This is a genomic window from bacterium (genome assembly GCA_036504735.1).
In the GTDB taxonomy this organism is placed as follows: Bacteria; Electryoneota; RPQS01; order RPQS01; family RPQS01; genus DASXUQ01.
This window is the reverse complement of the sequence record DASXUQ010000019.1, coordinates 422,113-438,715: the sequence shown is the minus strand read 5'-3', so window position 1 is coordinate 438,715 and position 16,603 is coordinate 422,113. Positions and strand designations below refer to the sequence as shown.

Sequence of the window (16,603 nt, the reverse complement as noted above, 5' to 3'; positions counted from 1 at the left end):
TTTCTTCCTGTGTACAAATTCTTCCGCAAAATTGCCTTTCTGCGCGACGCTGAAGCCGTGCATGACTCCGTGCTCCATCTCTTCGAGCGCCTTCAATCCAATCCTCAGGGCCGCGTTTTCCTGCATGGCATGGCCGGACCGCCGGTGCTGCGGCCCACCACCGTCATGGGGCTGAATTTCATTCATCCTCTGGGCATTGCCGCGGGCTTTGACAAAGATGCTCGCGTGACTCCCGCTCTGCAGGAGCTGGGCTTTTCCTACGTCGAAGTCGGCACGGTGACGCCCGAACCGCAACCGGGAAATCCCAAGCCGCGCATCTGGCGGTTTCCCGAAGCCGACGCGCTGGTCAATGCGCTGGGCTTTCCGGGAGAGGGCATGCGACGAGTAGGGGAGAGGCTGCACGCCATGCGCGCTGATGGCAGCCTGCGCATTCCCGTCGGCATTAACTTCGGCAAGAATGCCACCACCCCCGTCGAGCTGGCGCTGAGTGATTACAAAAAGGTCTTCGAGCACCTGTATGATCTCGGAGACTACTTTGTGGTGAATGTCTCCTCGCCGAACACGGTGGGGCTGCGGGATCTGCAAGCGGTGGAGAAACTGCGTCCCTTGCTGGGCGAATTAGCAGAGATCAATGCCGCCGCCAAATCCAAGCCGCTGCTGGTGAAGATCGCACCCGATCTGGCCGATGAAGATGTCGTGGCCATCGGACGGCTCTCCCGTGAACTTGGCCTGGCAGGAGTGGTCGCGGGCAACACTACCATCCGGCATGATCTGGTGCCGCGCGCCGTGGCGATCACCCGCGGCGGCCTCTCCGGTGCGCCGCAGTTTCCGCGCACCAGACAGTTGTTGACATTGCTGCGCAGTGAGTTGTCCAAAGATCAGACCCTGATGGCCGCCGGAGGAATCGATTCCCCCGAGCGGCTCGAAGAATGCCTGACGCTTGGCGCAAACCTCGTACAGGTGTACACTGCATTCATCTATCACGGCCCGCGCTGCGCACGAAAAGTGCTGCTGAAGTCCTGAAACATAAAACGGGCGGGTCAATGACCCGCCCGCCGCGTCTTTAAAGGATCCGGTAGTGGATCTCAGTGCCACGGCTCATCGGCCGTCGGACCGTAGATTGACGGCACTTTGCCGCCGGCCATCCGCAGATAAATGGAAAATTGGCCGCGGTGATGGATCATGTCATGCACCATCGACCACAGCAGATCTCCCCGCCTTACCAGACCCATCTGCTTCGGCCCCACAGGGAACTCCATCTTCGCATTCCAATCAGCCTCCGACATGCCCCGCACTCCGGCGGCTACGGTAGCGTAATCCGCTTCCAGCTTGGCAACCACCTCAGGGATCGATGCGGGCGGCTTGTGAAATCCCGACCAGTCTATCTGCCCTTTGACAATTCCTCCAATCAGACCCGACTGCTCGGCCACAAAGACTCCCGCCAGTTCCACGGCGGACTTGCACAGCGGTGCGGGTTTGATGTCATCCTTGCCCGCCGGATAGGCCCTGAGCACCTTGACGGTGGTCTTGTGCTCGCGGTCCCACGTCTCGAGGAATGTCTCCCTTTCATTCATCACTACGGTCTCCCTGATTAATAGATGGCCGGTAACAAGCTGTATTGGTTTAGCCTTTTACTCTTTGCCCCATCCAAATGGTTCCGCGCCTGAACGCCTGAAGGACTCCCACATTCTAACCGTCCGTTTTCGATAATCTTCGCTGTGAAAGGATGCCTGCCCGGCATTAATTCGCGGCAGGCACGGATACGCAAAGGGCCGGCTCATGGGAGCCGGCCCTTTTTCATAATTGTCCAATCGCGAGGGATTACTTCTTCGGGGCGGGAATGCGGCCCGTCTGAATCAGCAGCTTCTCCATCTGGTCTACCAGTTCGCCCAGCTTCTTCATGGTCATTTCAATCGGCGCGGGCTTGCTCATATCCACACCGGCGTCGCGCAGCAGATCCAGCGGGTACTTGGACGAACCGCTGGAGAGGAAATGCAGATACGCGTCGCGCGCGCCCTTCACGTTGCCCAGCACTCTCTGTGAGAGCGCCTGCGAGGCGGCATAAGACGTCGCATACTTGTAGACGTAGAAGTTGCGGTAGAAATGCGGGATGCGAATCCAGGTGTAGGCGTACTCTTCATCCCAGGATACGTCCGGACCATAGTAGGACTGAATCGTCTCCTTGTACATCTTGGAGAGACTCTCCGCCGTAAGCGGCTGCCCCGCTTCCGCCGCCTGATGCATCTTCAGTTCGAACTCGGCGAACATCACCTGCGAAATCACGGTGCCGCGAATGTTGTCGATATACTGGTTCACCAGATACAACTTCTTGGCCGGGTCCTTCTCGTTCTTCAGCAGATAGTCCATCAGCAGCGCTTCGTTGAACGTCGACGCGACTTCGGCTACGAAAATCCGGTAATCGGAATAGATGTACGGCTGGTGGTGCATGCTCATCCACGTGTGCATGCTGTGGCCCATCTCGTGCGCCGTCGTGAACATGTCGTCGAGGGTGTTGTTGTAGTTCAACAGCATGTACGGGTGCGAGAGATAGCTTCCCGAGGAATACGCGCCGGACCGCTTGCCTTTGGTTTCATAGACGTCGATCCAGCGGCTGGCAAAGCCCTTCTCCATCGGATCCAGATATTCCTTGCCCAGCGGGGCCAGCGCCTTCTCAATCGTGGCCACGGCCTGATCGTAAGGCACCTCGATCCGCGTCTCGGGAATCAATGCGACGTTGAAGTCGTACAGATGGATGTCCGGAAGCTTCATGGCCTCACGGCGCACCTGCACGTACTTGCGCAGCGGAGCGATATTCTTGTGCACGGTCTCGATCAGGTTCAGATACACCGTGGTGTCCACGTTGTCATTGTCCAGCGACGCTTCAAGGGCGCTGTGATACTTGCGCGACGTAGAGTAGAAAATGTCCTTGGCGATATTGCCCGACATCAGCGCCGCCGCGGTATTCTGGAACTTCATATAGGTGCCGAGCATGCCCATCATCGCATCGCGGCGCACGTCGCGGCTGGGGCTTTCCAGCAGCATCTGGTAACGGCCTTCGGACAGCTTGACCTCTTTGCCGTTCTCATCCTTGACCGTGGGGAACTGAATATCCGTGTTGCGCAGCGCCGTGCTGGCGTTCACCGGGGTTACGGCCATGTTGCCCGACAGCGCAAGAATGCGCTCTTCGGCGGGGCTCAGCGTATGGGCGCGTGTGCGAAGCTGGTCATTGATGAACTGGCGATAGACGGCCAACTCCGGCTTCTCCTTGTACCACTTCTCGAAAGTGGCGTCGGGAATCGACACCAGTTCGGGCGTGAACCAGGCGGTGGCCTCGCCGATCTTGACGCCCACGCTCATGATGCGGTCCTTGAAACCGGTATACTTCTGCTGGCGCGTGTCCTGGTCATAGGACATGCTGGCGTATGATCCGGCGTTGTCCATCTTTTTGTTCAGGTCTTCGTAGACCTTGAAGAAGGACAGGAGCTGGTCGGGGGACTGGCTGATCTTGCCCTCGTAGCTCTTCAACGTCGGGATCATGCCATCGATGGCCGCAACGTCCGCTTCCCATGCTTCGTCGCTGGCATACATGTCTTTCAGATTCCACGTGTACTTTTCGGGAATCTGCGAGCGCTCTTTCAACTCTTCGGTCTGGGCGAAGACGTCCACGCCGGTGCTCATGAGAACGGGCACAAGCAATCCTCCGAGGATGATACGGGATAACTTCCTGACTAACGACGTCCGCATCTGCGGTCTCCTGTGCAAAAATCCGTGAAAAATTTGGGGCAAGTCAGACGATGGCGCACGAAGATTCAGGGTACATCATACAAAAGTGTGACGTTCCGGCATCTCCTGTCGCAGTTCATTAAGATACATTCTTTCGCGGAAATATGCAAGGGCGGGGCCGCTGTGCCTCCAGAAAACGCCCGGCGGCGAGAGCGGGTTCCGGTTTCAGTGCACCAGTTCGAGACGCACGTGGCTTTCAGCGGCAAGGTCGATGGTCTTGGGTGTAACTTTTCCGCCGCGCGCGTTGCGCAGCAGCACCACCAGCGGATGATGCGGGCGCTCGCGGTTGATCTTCATGACTGCTCCCTGCGCGCCCTCAAGCAGTTTGGAAGAACACTCGGCGATGCACACCATGGCGCCGGTGGGGAAGATGGAGATCACTTCGGCCAGCAGAGCCACCACTTCCGCATTGTAGGCGGAACGGGAATACCGCATGACGTCCCGGATGGCGCGCTCCGGATCACCGGTGGGGCCGCCGCCGGCAATGAGATTGTCATAGCTGTCGGCGACACGCACGATCTCGGCGAAGGGGAAGATGTACTTGGTCGCGTCCTGATGATCAAGCAGCGGTTTGGTGTTCTTTCCCTCCAGGCCCAGCGGGTAGCCCATGCCATCCTGCCGCTCGTGATGATGGAGGATGGTGGTCTGGGCCATAAAAAAGCGGTCGCTGCTGTGAAAGAGCAATTGCTGCCCGAAGACCGGATGCTCCTGCAGCAGCGCGTGTTCATCCTCGCTCATCTCGGACCGGGGCTTGTTCATCAGCGCGGGCAGAGCCATCTTGCCCAGGTCGTGCAGAAAGGCTCCCGTTCCCAGTTCCACCAGATCCCGCCGCGAATACTGCAGGCGGCGGCCGATAAGCAGCGCCACCAGGGCCGTGTCCACCGCGTGTTCGGTGTTGTAGCCCGTGCGGCTTTTCATCAGGGTCTGGTTCAGCACTTCGGCGCTGGAATCCATAATCTCATCCACAATCGACGCCACGTCGGCGCTCACGCGATCGACATCCACCACATTGCGGAATTCGCCGCCGCGCTGCAGCATCGAGCGGAGCTGGTCGGGCGCAATGTCCTTGCGCGTGCGCATCGTCTCGGTCATGCGGTCCAGAGTCTGGCCGTATGCCGCCGCCGCGCGGCCGCGGGACTCATCGGAGATGAGATCCTCGGGGATAATATCCTCGGTTCCTTCCTCAAAGACATAGATCGCGTTCCGGCCCGTCGCCGCCAGACGGTGCAGCACTTCGGCATCAAGGGTATAGCCGGCTCGCAGCAGGAGCTGGCCTGCTTCCGTAAAAATGGATTTGCCGAGCATCATGCCCGGCAGCAGTTCTCTCACGGGACACAGTCTCATGCTACGTCTCCCCGTTTTGCGCGACGGAACTGCACGACAACCTTCTGCGTCCGGCCAAGCCGCAAAAGCGGAAGCAGATCCACCGCGGCCGGGAGCCCGCCGGGATCGACGCCATACAAAAACCGCCGGCTCCCGTTTTCCACGACCTGTTCAAAGGCCTGGGCTACGTCGGAACTCAGCACATGGGATATATCGAGCTGCAGATAGTCGGCGGGATGCAGGCCGAACTCATTGCCCATAGACCGATTCCGGTAGCAAATTTCGCCATCGACGGACGCAACAAGGATTCCGGTGGGCAGCACATCCAGAGCATCCCGCGCAAATTCATTTTGCTCGGCGGCCAGCAGATTCTGATAGGTGCGGTGTTCCAGCACGCTTTCGAGGTCGCGGGTATAATCGGCAAGGTTCTCCGCATTGCCCGTCGCGGCGGCGTCGCGCCGTGTACCCCAGGCGCACAAAACGCTTTCCAGTGTTCCTTCGCGCGAATATTGCGGAATGGCCGTGACGTAACACAATTCGGCGTCGCCATGGGATGTCTGCAGCAGAACCGGCACGGAATCCAGTGTGCCTTCAAGGGCCAGTCGCGCCATCATCTCATCCCATCCGCCCGGAACGGTCAGCGATTCGAGAATCGATAACGACATCCCGGACTGGCGTCCCAGCAGATCTTTTGCAGCCTGGTTTTCGAATTCCACCCCGCCGTCTGGCCGGATCAGGGACACGGCAAATTGGCCGTTTCCTGAGAGAATTCGGGCTGTCGTCGCGTTGCGCATAATGGCGTCCTGAATAGTAATGACTATGGATAGTATTAATAGAAATATGCAAGTGCTACAGGGCGCAAAATCGGGACCACTTTCCAAGCCGCGAGGCATGCGACAAGGCCGGGCTAACTGGTGATATCGGACCAACTTGGGAGGGTTGGCCCGATTGTTGTCATTCTAACAAAACAGAAGAGTGACACGGGCACGATGCTTAACAGTCAAGAATATATTTATACAGAGTATAGTATGATACTATCCCGACGTGTTTGCACAGTCTCGGGATGGGCAATGTGAAAAGATTGCGTTGTAGCGCAATTGTTGCATTTAGGTAGGCTAATCATGCTTAGTTGGGAAAATTCTGACTCCATTCCGGCGACAGTTGCGCCCGTCCACACAAGCGTAACTTTTCTCGTACCTGTGTCACAGCCACCTTGACTCTCGCTTGAGGTTTTTGTAATTTGAAAAGTTTCGTGCGGCTTTAGCTAAGTAAAGTCAGGCCGCTTTGTCCGTTCGATTTCGAAAATTTACACCCGCCGAATAACAACAAGGGTTGAGCGACATGCGGATGTGGAGTTATGCACCGCGCGCTCAGGGTTACACGGAGAGGAAATCATGTTGAAGTTTCTTTGGAATCGTTTTGGGAGTGCCGCGCTGCTGATCTGTGCCGTCGTGCTCGGCTGGACCGGAGTTGCTCATTCCGATCCTCGCCTATGGGACAATGCCGTTCGTCAGGATCGGAATGGGAGAGCCATCCGCCAGGGCCATCACATCGAATGGCAAAGAGCAAGCTATCGCCGTGCAGACGGATATGTGCTCGTCGTCTGGTCCGATTGCCGCAACGGCGACCGTGATATCTACGGCCAGCTCATTTCCCCCACCGGCAACGAAATGTGGACCCATGATGGCCGGGCCATCGTCTCGTTTCCCTACAGGCAGGAAGATCCGGAGGTCACCGTGGCTTCCGATGGCAATTGGATTGTTGCCTGGATTGATTTCCGCTTTGACAGCACCGGTGACGTCTACGCTCAGAAGCTGACCGATAGCGGTACCCGCCTGTGGGCCGATACCGCTGGCGTTGTGGTGGATACCTTCATCTGCAGTACTCCCGGCTGCGGCTCAGCGGTCAGCGAAACCACGCTGCGTGCGGTCGGCGACGCCAATGGCGGCGCGATCATTGCATGGGAAGACACCCGTCGTGATCCGGCAGGTGATATCTATGCTCAGCACATCAATGCCAATGGCGTGCGGACATGGAATAACACTCCCTACCCGCCGCTTGCGGTCACCTACATTGACGGTGGCCAGAACGGCATCACCGCCGACGCCGACGGCAACGGCAACATGCTGGTGGCCTGGAAAGATGGCCGCGACGCCAGCAACCAGAACGTCTACGCCGCGAAGATTACGGCCGATGGCCAGCTCCCCTGGGGCGGCCAGAACGGTATGGTCGTGTGCAACGCAGACGGTCAGCAAAGCAGCCCGAAGCTCTGCCCGGATGGTCTCGGCGGCGCCTATGTGGCCTGGACCGACCAGCGCAATACCACCGATGACGTCTACGTTCAGCGCATCAACGGCGCCGGTGACGTGCAGTGGACGCCCAACGGCGTCCCTCTCAGCGATGCCGAGCACAATCAGGGTGAAGTGCGTGTTGCCACCAGCGCGAACGGTTTGACGCCGGATGGTCTGCTCGCCGTATGGGAAGACCAGCGCGTCAACGGCGAGCGCAAGGAAGTCTTCGCGCAGAAGATGTCACTGCAGGGGGCCGCTCAGTGGCAGGCCAACGGTCTCCGCGTCTGCGGAAATGCCGGTCAGGATTCCCTCGGACCCACCGGCGAAACCCGCGACGGTGTGCGCCTGATCTCCGATTTTCACGGCGGCTTGATCTGTGCCTGGGAAGACACCCGCGGCTCGGATAACGATCTGCAGAACTGCGATATCTACGGCGCGCGCGTCCTTGCCAACGGCACGCTGACGTGGGGAGGCGAATGCGGCAATCTGCTGGCCGGCGGACCCCGCGCGCAGAACGCGCCGCTGATCCGTATGACCGACTCCACACACTTCTCGATGTTCTATGATGACCTGCGCCGCGGCTCGCAGGCGATCCGCTATCAGCGTTACGATCTGGCCAGTTGCACCCCGTCCTTCTCCACGGATTCGACCCTCGTGGCCGGTCTGGATGGCGACGCCTTCCTGCCCAAGACGGTTGCCATGGCGGGTGGCCGCGCCGGCGTGGTCTGGCTGGATAACCGCGCGGTGGCCGGCGGCACTGCCCTCTATTACCAGATCATCGATTCCTCCGGCAACGTCGAAAAAGGTGTTAATGGCGACACGCTGGTTCCCGACAACAGCGGCAACGCTCAGGTCAGTCAGGACAAGCATCAGGTATGCACCGACAATGGCGGCGGATTCTTCGTCACCTTTGAAGACCTGCGCACCGGCGCCAAGCTCATTCGCTTGACCCACATCGGCAGCGACGGCCAACTGCTCGGCAACCGCGCCGGCAGCGAAATCTGGCACGATGCCCAGACCACCGATCAAGTCGACGCCTTTTGCGCCCCCGACGGCATCGGCGGCTGTTACGTGGCGTGGTCCAACTACAACCTGTCGTACCTTATCGACGTGTATGTCATGCGTATGAACTCCGACTGTACGCCCGCGTGGCCGCAGCCGGTGCGCCTGACCAACACCGATGACGACGACATGATGCGCGGTCTGGTCAGCAACCCAGACCATAGCGCCATCATGGTGTGGAAGTCGGGTCTTTTCGGCGCGTTCAATATCACCACCGCCAAAGTCGACCTGAACGGCAACGTGGTTTACAACTTCAACGTCTGCGACGCTCCCAACGAGCAGGACAATCCCACTCTGGTCTCCGACGGTCAGGGCGGCGCATTCTACGCCTGGTCGGACAAGCGCAACGAAGAAATGCGCCCCGGCTTCGATAAGGACATCTATGCGCAGCATCTGAGCGCGACGGGTGAAGAGCTGTGGCAGGGACACAACGGTATCCCGGTGGTGATTGACACTCTGATGCAGGACAAGCCGACCCTCGCGCTCTCGCAGGACGGGCAGCTCTTCTGCACCTGGGAATCGTTCGTCGGTGAAGTCTCCGGCTTGAACCTGATGGCTCAAAAGCTCAGCCCCTCCGGCGCGCGCCAGTGGCCGGTGCTGGGCAAGCCACTCTGTCTGGCTCGCGGTGATCAGCAGGACGTCGTGCTCTATGCCGAATGGGGCAACGGTCTGTACGTCAATTGGACGGACAACCGCGTCGCCTTCCCCGACGTCTACGGTATGCACTGGTGGGCCGGCGGCGACGCCACGGAAAGCTGGTGGGTTCCGGATAGCGGCGGCGTGGTGTGCGACTATTACCAGTGGCAGACCAATCCCTCCATCTGTGACGACGCGGGCGGCGGCATCTTTACCGCATGGACCGACCAGCGCGCCTCCGGCAAGGAGCCGCTCAAGAACATCTGGATGAACCGGATCAACGACCACGTGACCAGCATCAAGGAGGTTCCCACCTCGTTGCTGCCCACCAAGCCGGAACTCTACCAGAACTACCCGAATCCCTTCAACCCTTCCACGCGTATCAGCTTCGCCATTCCCGCCACGCAGCGGGTGTCGGTGGAAATCTTCAACACGCTGGGCCAGAAGGTAACCACGCTGGTGGACAAGGTGATGACTGCCGGCAAGTATGAAATCATGTACGAATCGCCGCGCCTGGCCTCGGGCATGTACTACTATCGCCTGAAAACGTCCAACTTCGTGGACGTCAAGAAAATGATCCTGCTGAAGTAGCAGCCTCCGTTCTCCGGTGTATCGGGCGGGTTGTAATGGCCCGCCCGATACGCATGGAGCCTGCCGCATCCGCTTCTGCGACTTATCCTTATCCGCGGGACTTCTCAACATGAAATTGCAACGTGCTTTGCCTTTCAGGCTGTTCTTATCTTTTCTGCTGGTCGCCCTGGTATCATCTCTGGCCTCAGCCCAGTGTCTCGATGTGTGCTATCACACGAGGGCCAAGGTCGACAGCTTCATCGCGGACCTTGTGGCCTATGACGCCGCGCATTTTCATATCGCCCATGTGGACACGATCGGCTGGTCGCGCGGTGATCAACTGGGTGTGCGTTATCCGCTCTATGCCATCAAGATTTCCGATCATCCCGACCAGTTCGAGGACGAACCCACGGCGCTGATTGTTGGCCATATACATGCCGAGGAAGTCATTGGTCTCGAAACCATGATTAACTACGTCTGGCGGCTGGACTCCCTGTATGGCCTCTACCGCACTCTGATCAACAACACGCAGCTCTATTTCGTGCCGACGATTAACCCCGATGGTCTTGAGGTCATCTCACGTAACTGGGATTGCACGTACCGCAAAAACGGGTACGTGCCGCCGCAACTGGACACCTGTATTGTCGTCAACGGCATGGGGCAGGACTCCTGCGGTGTGGACCTGAACCGTCAGTCGAACCTCAATTGGATTTACGGCGATTCCCTCTGGTACCCGACAGCCCTCGAACGCTTCGATTACTTTCGTGGTGCCGGACCGTTCTCCGAGCCGGAAGCCCAGGCGCTGCGTGATCTGTCCGTGCAAATCAAGCCGACCATTTCCGCTGTCTTTCACAGCTCCCGGGCTGGCGGCAACGCCGAACGCAGTATCGCCGCCTGGAATTGGGAAGAAACAACCGACGGCCCCGCCAAATCGTCTCCCGACTGTACGGCCATCGGCTTCCTGAATAACCTGTATTGCGACGCATCCAATTTCGGAATCCGCTATCATGCGGCTTTCCACTCAAAGCGCAACGGCGAGTTGCAGGATTGGTTCTACCGGGAGCTCGGCACAATTCAGTTCAACACCGAATTGGGCCCGCCGGTTAATATCCAACCGCACTGCGACACACTGGCCGTACTGGTCAATCAGGACCGCGTCGCGCTGAATTGGCTGTTGGAGCGCTTGCTGAATCTGGGCCATCTGACTCAGCCGCCCGTCACCATCCACACCTTTTCCGGTCCTGACAACTCGACGCCGATCTCCGCCGAGTGGCGCTATTTGAATACGTGGAAAGCCATCCTGAATCCATGGTACACCAATGAGCAGTTCGGCAGCGCCACGACTTTGCTGGCTACGCCGGGCACGGCAAGCTTCATGGCCCGTAAAGAGGGTTTTCTTCCCGACACGCAGACGGTTACCGTCTACCCCAATGACCCGCAATCCGTCAATTTGCATTTGACTCCCCTGCCGTGGCATACGCTGAATCTGGCGCTGTACGATGCCGCAAGCAATCGCATCTCCGGCCGGGTGTACCTTGACGCCGAATTCCCGCATTGGGTGAGTGTTCCGGCCGAAGGAACTTCTATCAGCCTGCCCGAAGGCAGCTTCCGGGCGACAGCCATTGGCGACGGTATCGACCATATGGTCTTGTTCCGCACTTTCTACCTCGGCGGTGATGAGACACAGGAATTCCATCTGCCGGGCAGCAGTACCCGGATGGCTGAATCGTTCGAAAGCGGTTTGAATGGATGGACGGCCGGTGGCGCAGGTAATCCGTGGCGCACCGAGAACGACACCACCGGGCTGGGGTTCGGCGCATCGCTGTGCAATGCTCCCACCGGTTATCGCGCCCAGTATGCGAATAACCTTAATGCCACGCTGACCTATGCCCTGCCCATCGCACTAAGTTCGGACACCAACAATGTGGCGGCGCTGACTTTCTGGCGGCGAGGCCGCCTGGATATGCCCGCCGACAGTTTCTTTGCAGAAGTCCTTTCCGACGCGGACACCACATGGCACACCGTTGCCGGTTATAGTGATCTCGAGATTCCCTGGACCCAATCCTGGGCAAACCTGACACCCTACATGGGCCACACAATCCAGTTCCGTTTCCGCTTCAAGACGGACGGTGTTCTGGGCGATCTCGGCCTGCATATCGACGATGTGCAAATTACCACGGGCATGGATGCCGCCGCTCCGGTGCGGCCTTCCGTGATCAGCTACAGCTATCGCATTACCGGTTCTTACCCCAATCCCTTCAACCCGTCCACCACGGTCAGCTATGAAGTGGCCGCGCCGGGACTGGTGAAGCTGGTGCTGTTTAACACCCTCGGTCAGGAAGTCCGCCGCTACGAAGTCAATGCTCCTGCCGCTGGACCGCAGCGCCTGACATGGGATGGTCTCTCGGCTGCCGGTTCGCCTGTAGGCTCAGGCCTCTACTTTGTGCAGCTCCAAGCCTGCGGCAGCATCTCCACCCACAAATTGCTTCTGTTGCGATAGCGCCCCGGTCGCATCTACCCTTCAAATCCTGTTTCAAGTTCAACCTTTGAGTACCGCAATGTCTTCATCAATTTCCCGCCTGAATACCGATGGAACGCGAATGCACCGCGACTTTTTGACCGAACTGGACTTTAATCGTGAAGAGGTTATCGAAACACTCTCTCTTGCACGGGAGTTAAAAGAGGCGGACGATCATCCCGATTCCAATGCGCTGAACCGCCAGACGTGGGGATTGATCTTCCACAAGCCCAGCCTCCGCACCCGAATCTCTTTCGAAGTCGCGGTCAACCAGTTGGGCGGCCATCATATCTACTTGACAGACAGTGAGATACAGCTCGGCAAGCGCGAGACAATCGCCGACGCCGCGCGGGTACTCTCCCGCTACCTCGATGGGATCATCATCCGCACCTTTAAACAGTCTGACGTTGAAGAACTGGCCAAGTATGCAGATGTCCCGGTCATCAATGCTTTGACGGATCTGCTGCATCCTTGCCAGATTATGTCGGACATTTTAACAATTTACGAAAAGCTGGGCCGCTTCGAAGGCTTTAAGCTGGTGTACATTGGCGATGGAAACAACATGACCAACTCTTGGTTAAACCTTTCCACCCTCTTAGGTTTCGAATTGGTGGTAGCGACTTCCCCTGACACCCTGCCCGATATGCGGATTTTCGAAGCGGCTAAGAAGGCGGGACGGTCGCGGGTTTCGATCTCCCATGATCCGCAGGAAGCTGTCCGCGGCGCAAACATCATCTACACCGATGTCTGGGCGTCGATGGGGCAGAAGGATCAGGCGGCGGCCAAGGAGAAGGCCCTGCAGGCGTTTCAGGTGAATCAGGCGCTGGTCTCCAAGGCGGATAAAGATTGTCTGGTCATGCACTGCTTGCCGGCTGAACGTGGCCGCGAAATCACCGATGAGGTGATGGAAGGCCCGCACAGCGTCGTCTTTGATGAAGCGGAAAACCGTCTGCATATGCAGAAGGCCATCATCCTTCGACTGCTCGAAGCCTGAGAAGACCCTACACCTCCTGAACCTTGACCTTTTGGCTTTTTGGTTTTTAGGCTTTTTGACATTCTATTTCGCGCCCTCATCGCGAGGAGGGACCAACATGAAACGTCTATTCTCTCTGCTGATTCCTGCGGTCCTGTTCATCTTTTTGATCACGGGCTGCTACACGCAACTGTACAAGCCGGACATGGAGTCGGCGCGGGCGCATCCGCAGGCATCGCTGTACAATCGCTATGATTCCACGGCGATTGACACGTCACTGCGGCGGGATTCGACGGTTTACTATGAGCAGTATCCCGACTACGGCTGGTCCTACTGGGGCCGTCCACGCCATGAACCGATCTGGGGCTGGAACTACGACAACTATATGCCGGACTACTACTGGGGCTACTACGGGTACGACAACTACTATGGACGTCCATGGTGGGACAACTACAACGGGTACTATCCGTACTATCCCGGCGGTAGCACCGGAACTCCTGCGCAGCCGCCTGACAAACGTTCCGGAGGACGCCGTTCCCATGATACCGGAGGTGGGTCCTATGCCACGCCGCCGGCTTCCAGTCCGCCCCCAGCCTATGGAACTCCTCCGCCGTCGAACCCGCCAGCCGGCTCGCCGCCTCCCGATAACGGAGATGCGAAAAAGGATGACGGCAAACGGGGTGGAAAGCGAGGACACTGACGCACATGAAGAGCACATTCATCGCGGGACTTCTGCTTCTGCTGATCGTGCCGCTGGCCTTTGCTCAAGGATCCATTCCTGAGCGGCTGCTGCTGAGCACGGGACAATACGTGGGAACGGGCGCGCGCCCGTTGGGAATGGGTGGCACCTACACCGGCATTGCCGATGATTACACCGCGGCCTGGTGGAATCCGGCCGGCCTGGCGCAGGTCAAACGCATCGAACTGCAAGGCTCGCTCTCCCGCACAGGCTACAGCAACAGCACCAACTATTTCGGCGGAACCCGCACAGGCTCAACCAGCGGTATCCGTCTGAACAATGCCGGTCTGGTGTTTCCTGTGCCCGTCTATCAGGGAGCGCTCAGCTTTGCCTTCGGTTACAATCAATTGACATCCTTCGACCGCCGCACCCGCATCGTCTCCCAAACGGCAGGCTCCTACTGGGACAACTTCGATGAACTCGAAGGGGGCCGCCTCGGCATGTGGAGCTTCGATGGCGCCATGGATGTCTCGCCCAATCTGGCGCTGGGACTCGGCCTGAACTACTTCAGCGGTTCCGATGACTATTCTTTGACCGGCAGCTACACCGTCAGCGGGACGCCTTATTACAGCCAGCAGCAGATCAACACGTCGCTGTCCGGCTGGGGCGCCAACTTCGGCGCACTGCTCCGCCTGGGCCGCTATGGCCGCGCGGGCCTGATGATTCAGACTCCGGTGATCTTCAACCTGAGTGAAGATCACGCGATTGATTCATCCAGCGGCTCTTTCGATTACAAGATGTACTACCCGGCAGTCTTCCGCCTCGGCGGATCCTTCGCCCCGGGCCGCTGGCTGCTCGCCGCCGATGTCGAGTACCGTGACTGGACCTCGCTGGAATTCCGCAGTGATACTCCCTTTGAAGGTGTCACTCAGGCCGAAGCCAACCAGCAGATCAAGGACACCTATCAGGGTACCACCCGCCTGTCCGTCGGCGGAGAATATCTGTTCCCTGCCTACGGTCTGCGTGCCCGTGCGGGCTACGCCTTTGAACCGTCCGCCTACCAAAAGGCCGGCAGCAAGGCCGACCGCAATCTGTTCTCGTTGGGCCTTGGAATTCTGGTCGACAAGAGCGTGATGTTCGATGCCGCCGTACAGTTCACCAACTACACGGAAAACATCACCCCCGGTCTGACCGAGAAGATCAAAGCCAACAACGCCCTGCTGACGGTCAGCTATCGGATGTAAGCGTACACCTTTCGAATAGAGTCGGGCACACTGTAATGTGTGCCCGACTTTTTTTTGCCATCACCCGATGATCAACTTGACAATTTGGCCGCTGAGTGTTACACTGATAATCTAAGCAAGATGGCCGGACCCGCCGCCGCTGTGCTGTGCGTCCTGCTGGGACGCAAGTTGATATTTCTTGTCTCTTTATCCTAAACCGGGTGAGACTTATGCCTTCTGCTACTCCTGTCACTCCCCAAACGTCCCCGCCCCTCTCTCAAGTCCGCCAGTTGCCTGCCGGTGACAAAATCATCGGCTTTTATTTGATTCAGAAAATCGAAGTCAAACCCACCCGCACCGGCGGCCAGTATCTCGAAATGCGCCTGCAGGATGCATCCGGCACCATGCACGCCAAGATGTGGGATAGCTTCGAAGAGTTTGTCGCGCTGGCCAAGGCGGGTGATGCCATCAAGCTTGAAGCCGTCGTTGACCGTTACCGTGATGTGCCCGATCTCAAAGCCACACGCCTGCGCCTTGCCACCAAAGAAGAAGTCCCCGATCCCACCGTCTTTCTGCCGCGCTCACCTATCTCGGAAGAAGACGCCCGCGCACAGCTTCAGCATCTCATCGGCACCGTCAAAAATGAACACATCAAGGCGCTGCTCGACGCTGTGTTCCATGATGAAGCGTTTATGCACCGCTTCTTAACGGCGCCCGCCGGAAAGCTCTGGCACCATGCAGTCATCGGCGGCTTGGCCGAGCATACCATCGGCGTCACGCGCGCCGTCGAGTGCATGTGCCAGTTCTACCCGATCCTCAACAAGGATCTCGCCGTAACCGGCGGCCTGCTCCATGACATCGGCAAAATCTTCGAACTCTCCTCGGATGCCGCGATTGATTACAGCGCGCAGGGACGGCTGCTCGGGCATGTCTTTATGGGCGCGGAATTCATCGAGCGCAAAATCGCATCCCTTCCCGATTTTCCCGAGGACATCCGCCTGCATGTGATCCACATGATTCTCTCGCATCAGGGAGAACTCGACTACGGCTCGCCCGTCAAGCCCATGACTCCCGAAGCCCTCGCCGTGCATTACTTCGACGAGCTGGACAGCCGCCTCGAAGCCTTCCGCCGTATCCGCGAGCAGACTCCCGAAGGCCAACCCTTCTCCGATTATGTAAAACTCATGGACCGCTATTTCTATCTTCGTTCCATAGACGATGACATTCAAACCGAGGAAAGCAAATAATGGCAGAGCAACACGACCCGACCCAAACTTGGAAACCGCTCCCGCCCCTCAAGGGTGGCGTGTTCGTTTCGATGGTCACGGAAGTTCTCGACAAAGAGAACATCCCCAATATGGTTAAGACCGATCTCGAGTCCGGCGGCCTTGGCATGATCATGGGCACCGAACCCCTCGGCGACCCGTGGAAGATCTTCGTCCCCGAGTCCGACTTTGACCGCGCCCTCGAAGTCTACAACTCCCTGATGGGCGACGAAGGCGGCTCCGAAACTGAACCATCTGAATAAACGGTCCCTATTTCCGG

General features: G+C 58.3%; 12 protein-coding genes. 8 read left to right on the top strand and 4 right to left on the bottom strand.

All coding sequences use genetic code 11. The features are described from left to right. Positions 1-9: 9 nt before the first annotated feature. On the top strand, positions 10-1,023 hold the full coding sequence (locus VGL38_16250) for a quinone-dependent dihydroorotate dehydrogenase (protein HEY3296986.1): 1,014 nt from the start codon (positions 10-12) through the stop codon (positions 1,021-1,023). Between the two features lie 62 nt (positions 1,024-1,085). Here VGL38_16250 and VGL38_16245 read toward each other — a convergent pair whose 3' ends face one another. The 4 genes from VGL38_16245 to VGL38_16230 form a co-directional block, all read right to left on the bottom strand. Continuing rightward, the gene (locus tag VGL38_16245; protein ID HEY3296985.1) at positions 1,086-1,574 is read right to left on the bottom strand and encodes a DinB family protein; all 489 of its coding nucleotides are present in this window, start codon (positions 1,572-1,574) and stop codon (positions 1,086-1,088) included. Positions 1,575-1,821: 247 nt separating this feature from the next. Next, on the bottom strand, positions 1,822-3,690 hold the full coding sequence (gene pepF, locus VGL38_16240) for an oligoendopeptidase F (GenBank protein ID HEY3296984.1): 1,869 nt from the start codon (positions 3,688-3,690) through the stop codon (positions 1,822-1,824). Positions 3,691-3,948: 258 nt separating this feature from the next. After that, entirely contained in the window at positions 3,949-5,127 is a 1,179-nt protein-coding gene (locus VGL38_16235) for an HD domain-containing phosphohydrolase (protein ID HEY3296983.1), read from the bottom strand. Further along, complete coding sequence (locus VGL38_16230; protein HEY3296982.1) at positions 5,124-5,900, bottom strand: PAS domain-containing protein; 777 nt, start codon at positions 5,898-5,900, stop codon at positions 5,124-5,126. The genes VGL38_16235 and VGL38_16230 overlap by 4 nt, the downstream gene beginning before the upstream one ends. A 600-nt stretch (positions 5,901-6,500) precedes the next feature. On the opposite strand from VGL38_16230, the gene VGL38_16225 reads away from it, so the two are divergent. From VGL38_16225 to VGL38_16195, 7 genes are all read left to right on the top strand, one after another. After that, positions 6,501-9,686, top strand: a complete 3,186-nt coding sequence (locus tag VGL38_16225; protein HEY3296981.1) for a T9SS type A sorting domain-containing protein — start codon at positions 6,501-6,503, stop codon at positions 9,684-9,686. Positions 9,687-9,795: 109 nt separating this feature from the next. After that, the gene (locus tag VGL38_16220; protein HEY3296980.1) at positions 9,796-12,165 is read left to right on the top strand and encodes a M14 family zinc carboxypeptidase; all 2,370 of its coding nucleotides are present in this window, start codon (positions 9,796-9,798) and stop codon (positions 12,163-12,165) included. Between the two features lie 58 nt (positions 12,166-12,223). Further along, entirely contained in the window at positions 12,224-13,177 is a 954-nt protein-coding gene (gene argF, locus VGL38_16215) for an ornithine carbamoyltransferase (protein HEY3296979.1), read from the top strand. 97 nt (positions 13,178-13,274) lie between these two features. Next, positions 13,275-13,856 carry a hypothetical protein gene (locus VGL38_16210; protein HEY3296978.1) on the top strand — a complete coding sequence of 194 codons (582 nt, stop codon included), beginning with the start codon at positions 13,275-13,277 and terminating at the stop codon, positions 13,854-13,856. A gap of 5 nt (positions 13,857-13,861) precedes the next feature. Continuing rightward, positions 13,862-15,079: an outer membrane protein transport protein gene (locus VGL38_16205; GenBank protein HEY3296977.1), complete on the top strand. Its 1,218-nt coding sequence runs from the start codon at positions 13,862-13,864 to the stop codon at positions 15,077-15,079. Between the two features lie 209 nt (positions 15,080-15,288). Further along, the gene (locus VGL38_16200) at positions 15,289-16,305 is read left to right on the top strand and encodes an HD domain-containing protein (GenBank protein HEY3296976.1); all 1,017 of its coding nucleotides are present in this window, start codon (positions 15,289-15,291) and stop codon (positions 16,303-16,305) included. Then, the gene (locus VGL38_16195) at positions 16,305-16,586 is read left to right on the top strand and encodes a DUF2007 domain-containing protein (protein ID HEY3296975.1); all 282 of its coding nucleotides are present in this window, start codon (positions 16,305-16,307) and stop codon (positions 16,584-16,586) included. The genes VGL38_16200 and VGL38_16195 overlap by 1 nt, the downstream gene beginning before the upstream one ends. Positions 16,587-16,603 lie beyond the last annotated feature (17 nt).

Excerpts from the sequence above, each read along its gene's own strand:
- VGL38_16205 (HEY3296977.1), top strand. The coding sequence starts at position 13,862 with ATGAAGAGCACATTCATCGCGGGACTTCTGCTTCTGCTGATCGTGCCG.
- VGL38_16245 (HEY3296985.1), bottom strand. The coding sequence starts at position 1,574 with ATGAATGAAAGGGAGACATTCCTCGAGACGTGGGACCGCGAGCACAAG.
- VGL38_16225 (HEY3296981.1), top strand. The coding sequence starts at position 6,501 with ATGTTGAAGTTTCTTTGGAATCGTTTTGGGAGTGCCGCGCTGCTGATC.
- VGL38_16230 (HEY3296982.1), bottom strand. The coding sequence starts at position 5,900 with ATGCGCAACGCGACGACAGCCCGAATTCTCTCAGGAAACGGCCAATTT.
- argF (HEY3296979.1), top strand. The coding sequence starts at position 12,224 with ATGTCTTCATCAATTTCCCGCCTGAATACCGATGGAACGCGAATGCAC.
- VGL38_16210 (HEY3296978.1), top strand. The coding sequence starts at position 13,275 with ATGAAACGTCTATTCTCTCTGCTGATTCCTGCGGTCCTGTTCATCTTT.
- VGL38_16235 (HEY3296983.1), bottom strand. The coding sequence starts at position 5,127 with ATGAGACTGTGTCCCGTGAGAGAACTGCTGCCGGGCATGATGCTCGGC.
- VGL38_16200 (HEY3296976.1), top strand. The coding sequence starts at position 15,289 with ATGCCTTCTGCTACTCCTGTCACTCCCCAAACGTCCCCGCCCCTCTCT.
- VGL38_16195 (HEY3296975.1), top strand. The coding sequence starts at position 16,305 with ATGGCAGAGCAACACGACCCGACCCAAACTTGGAAACCGCTCCCGCCC.
- VGL38_16220 (HEY3296980.1), top strand. The coding sequence starts at position 9,796 with ATGAAATTGCAACGTGCTTTGCCTTTCAGGCTGTTCTTATCTTTTCTG.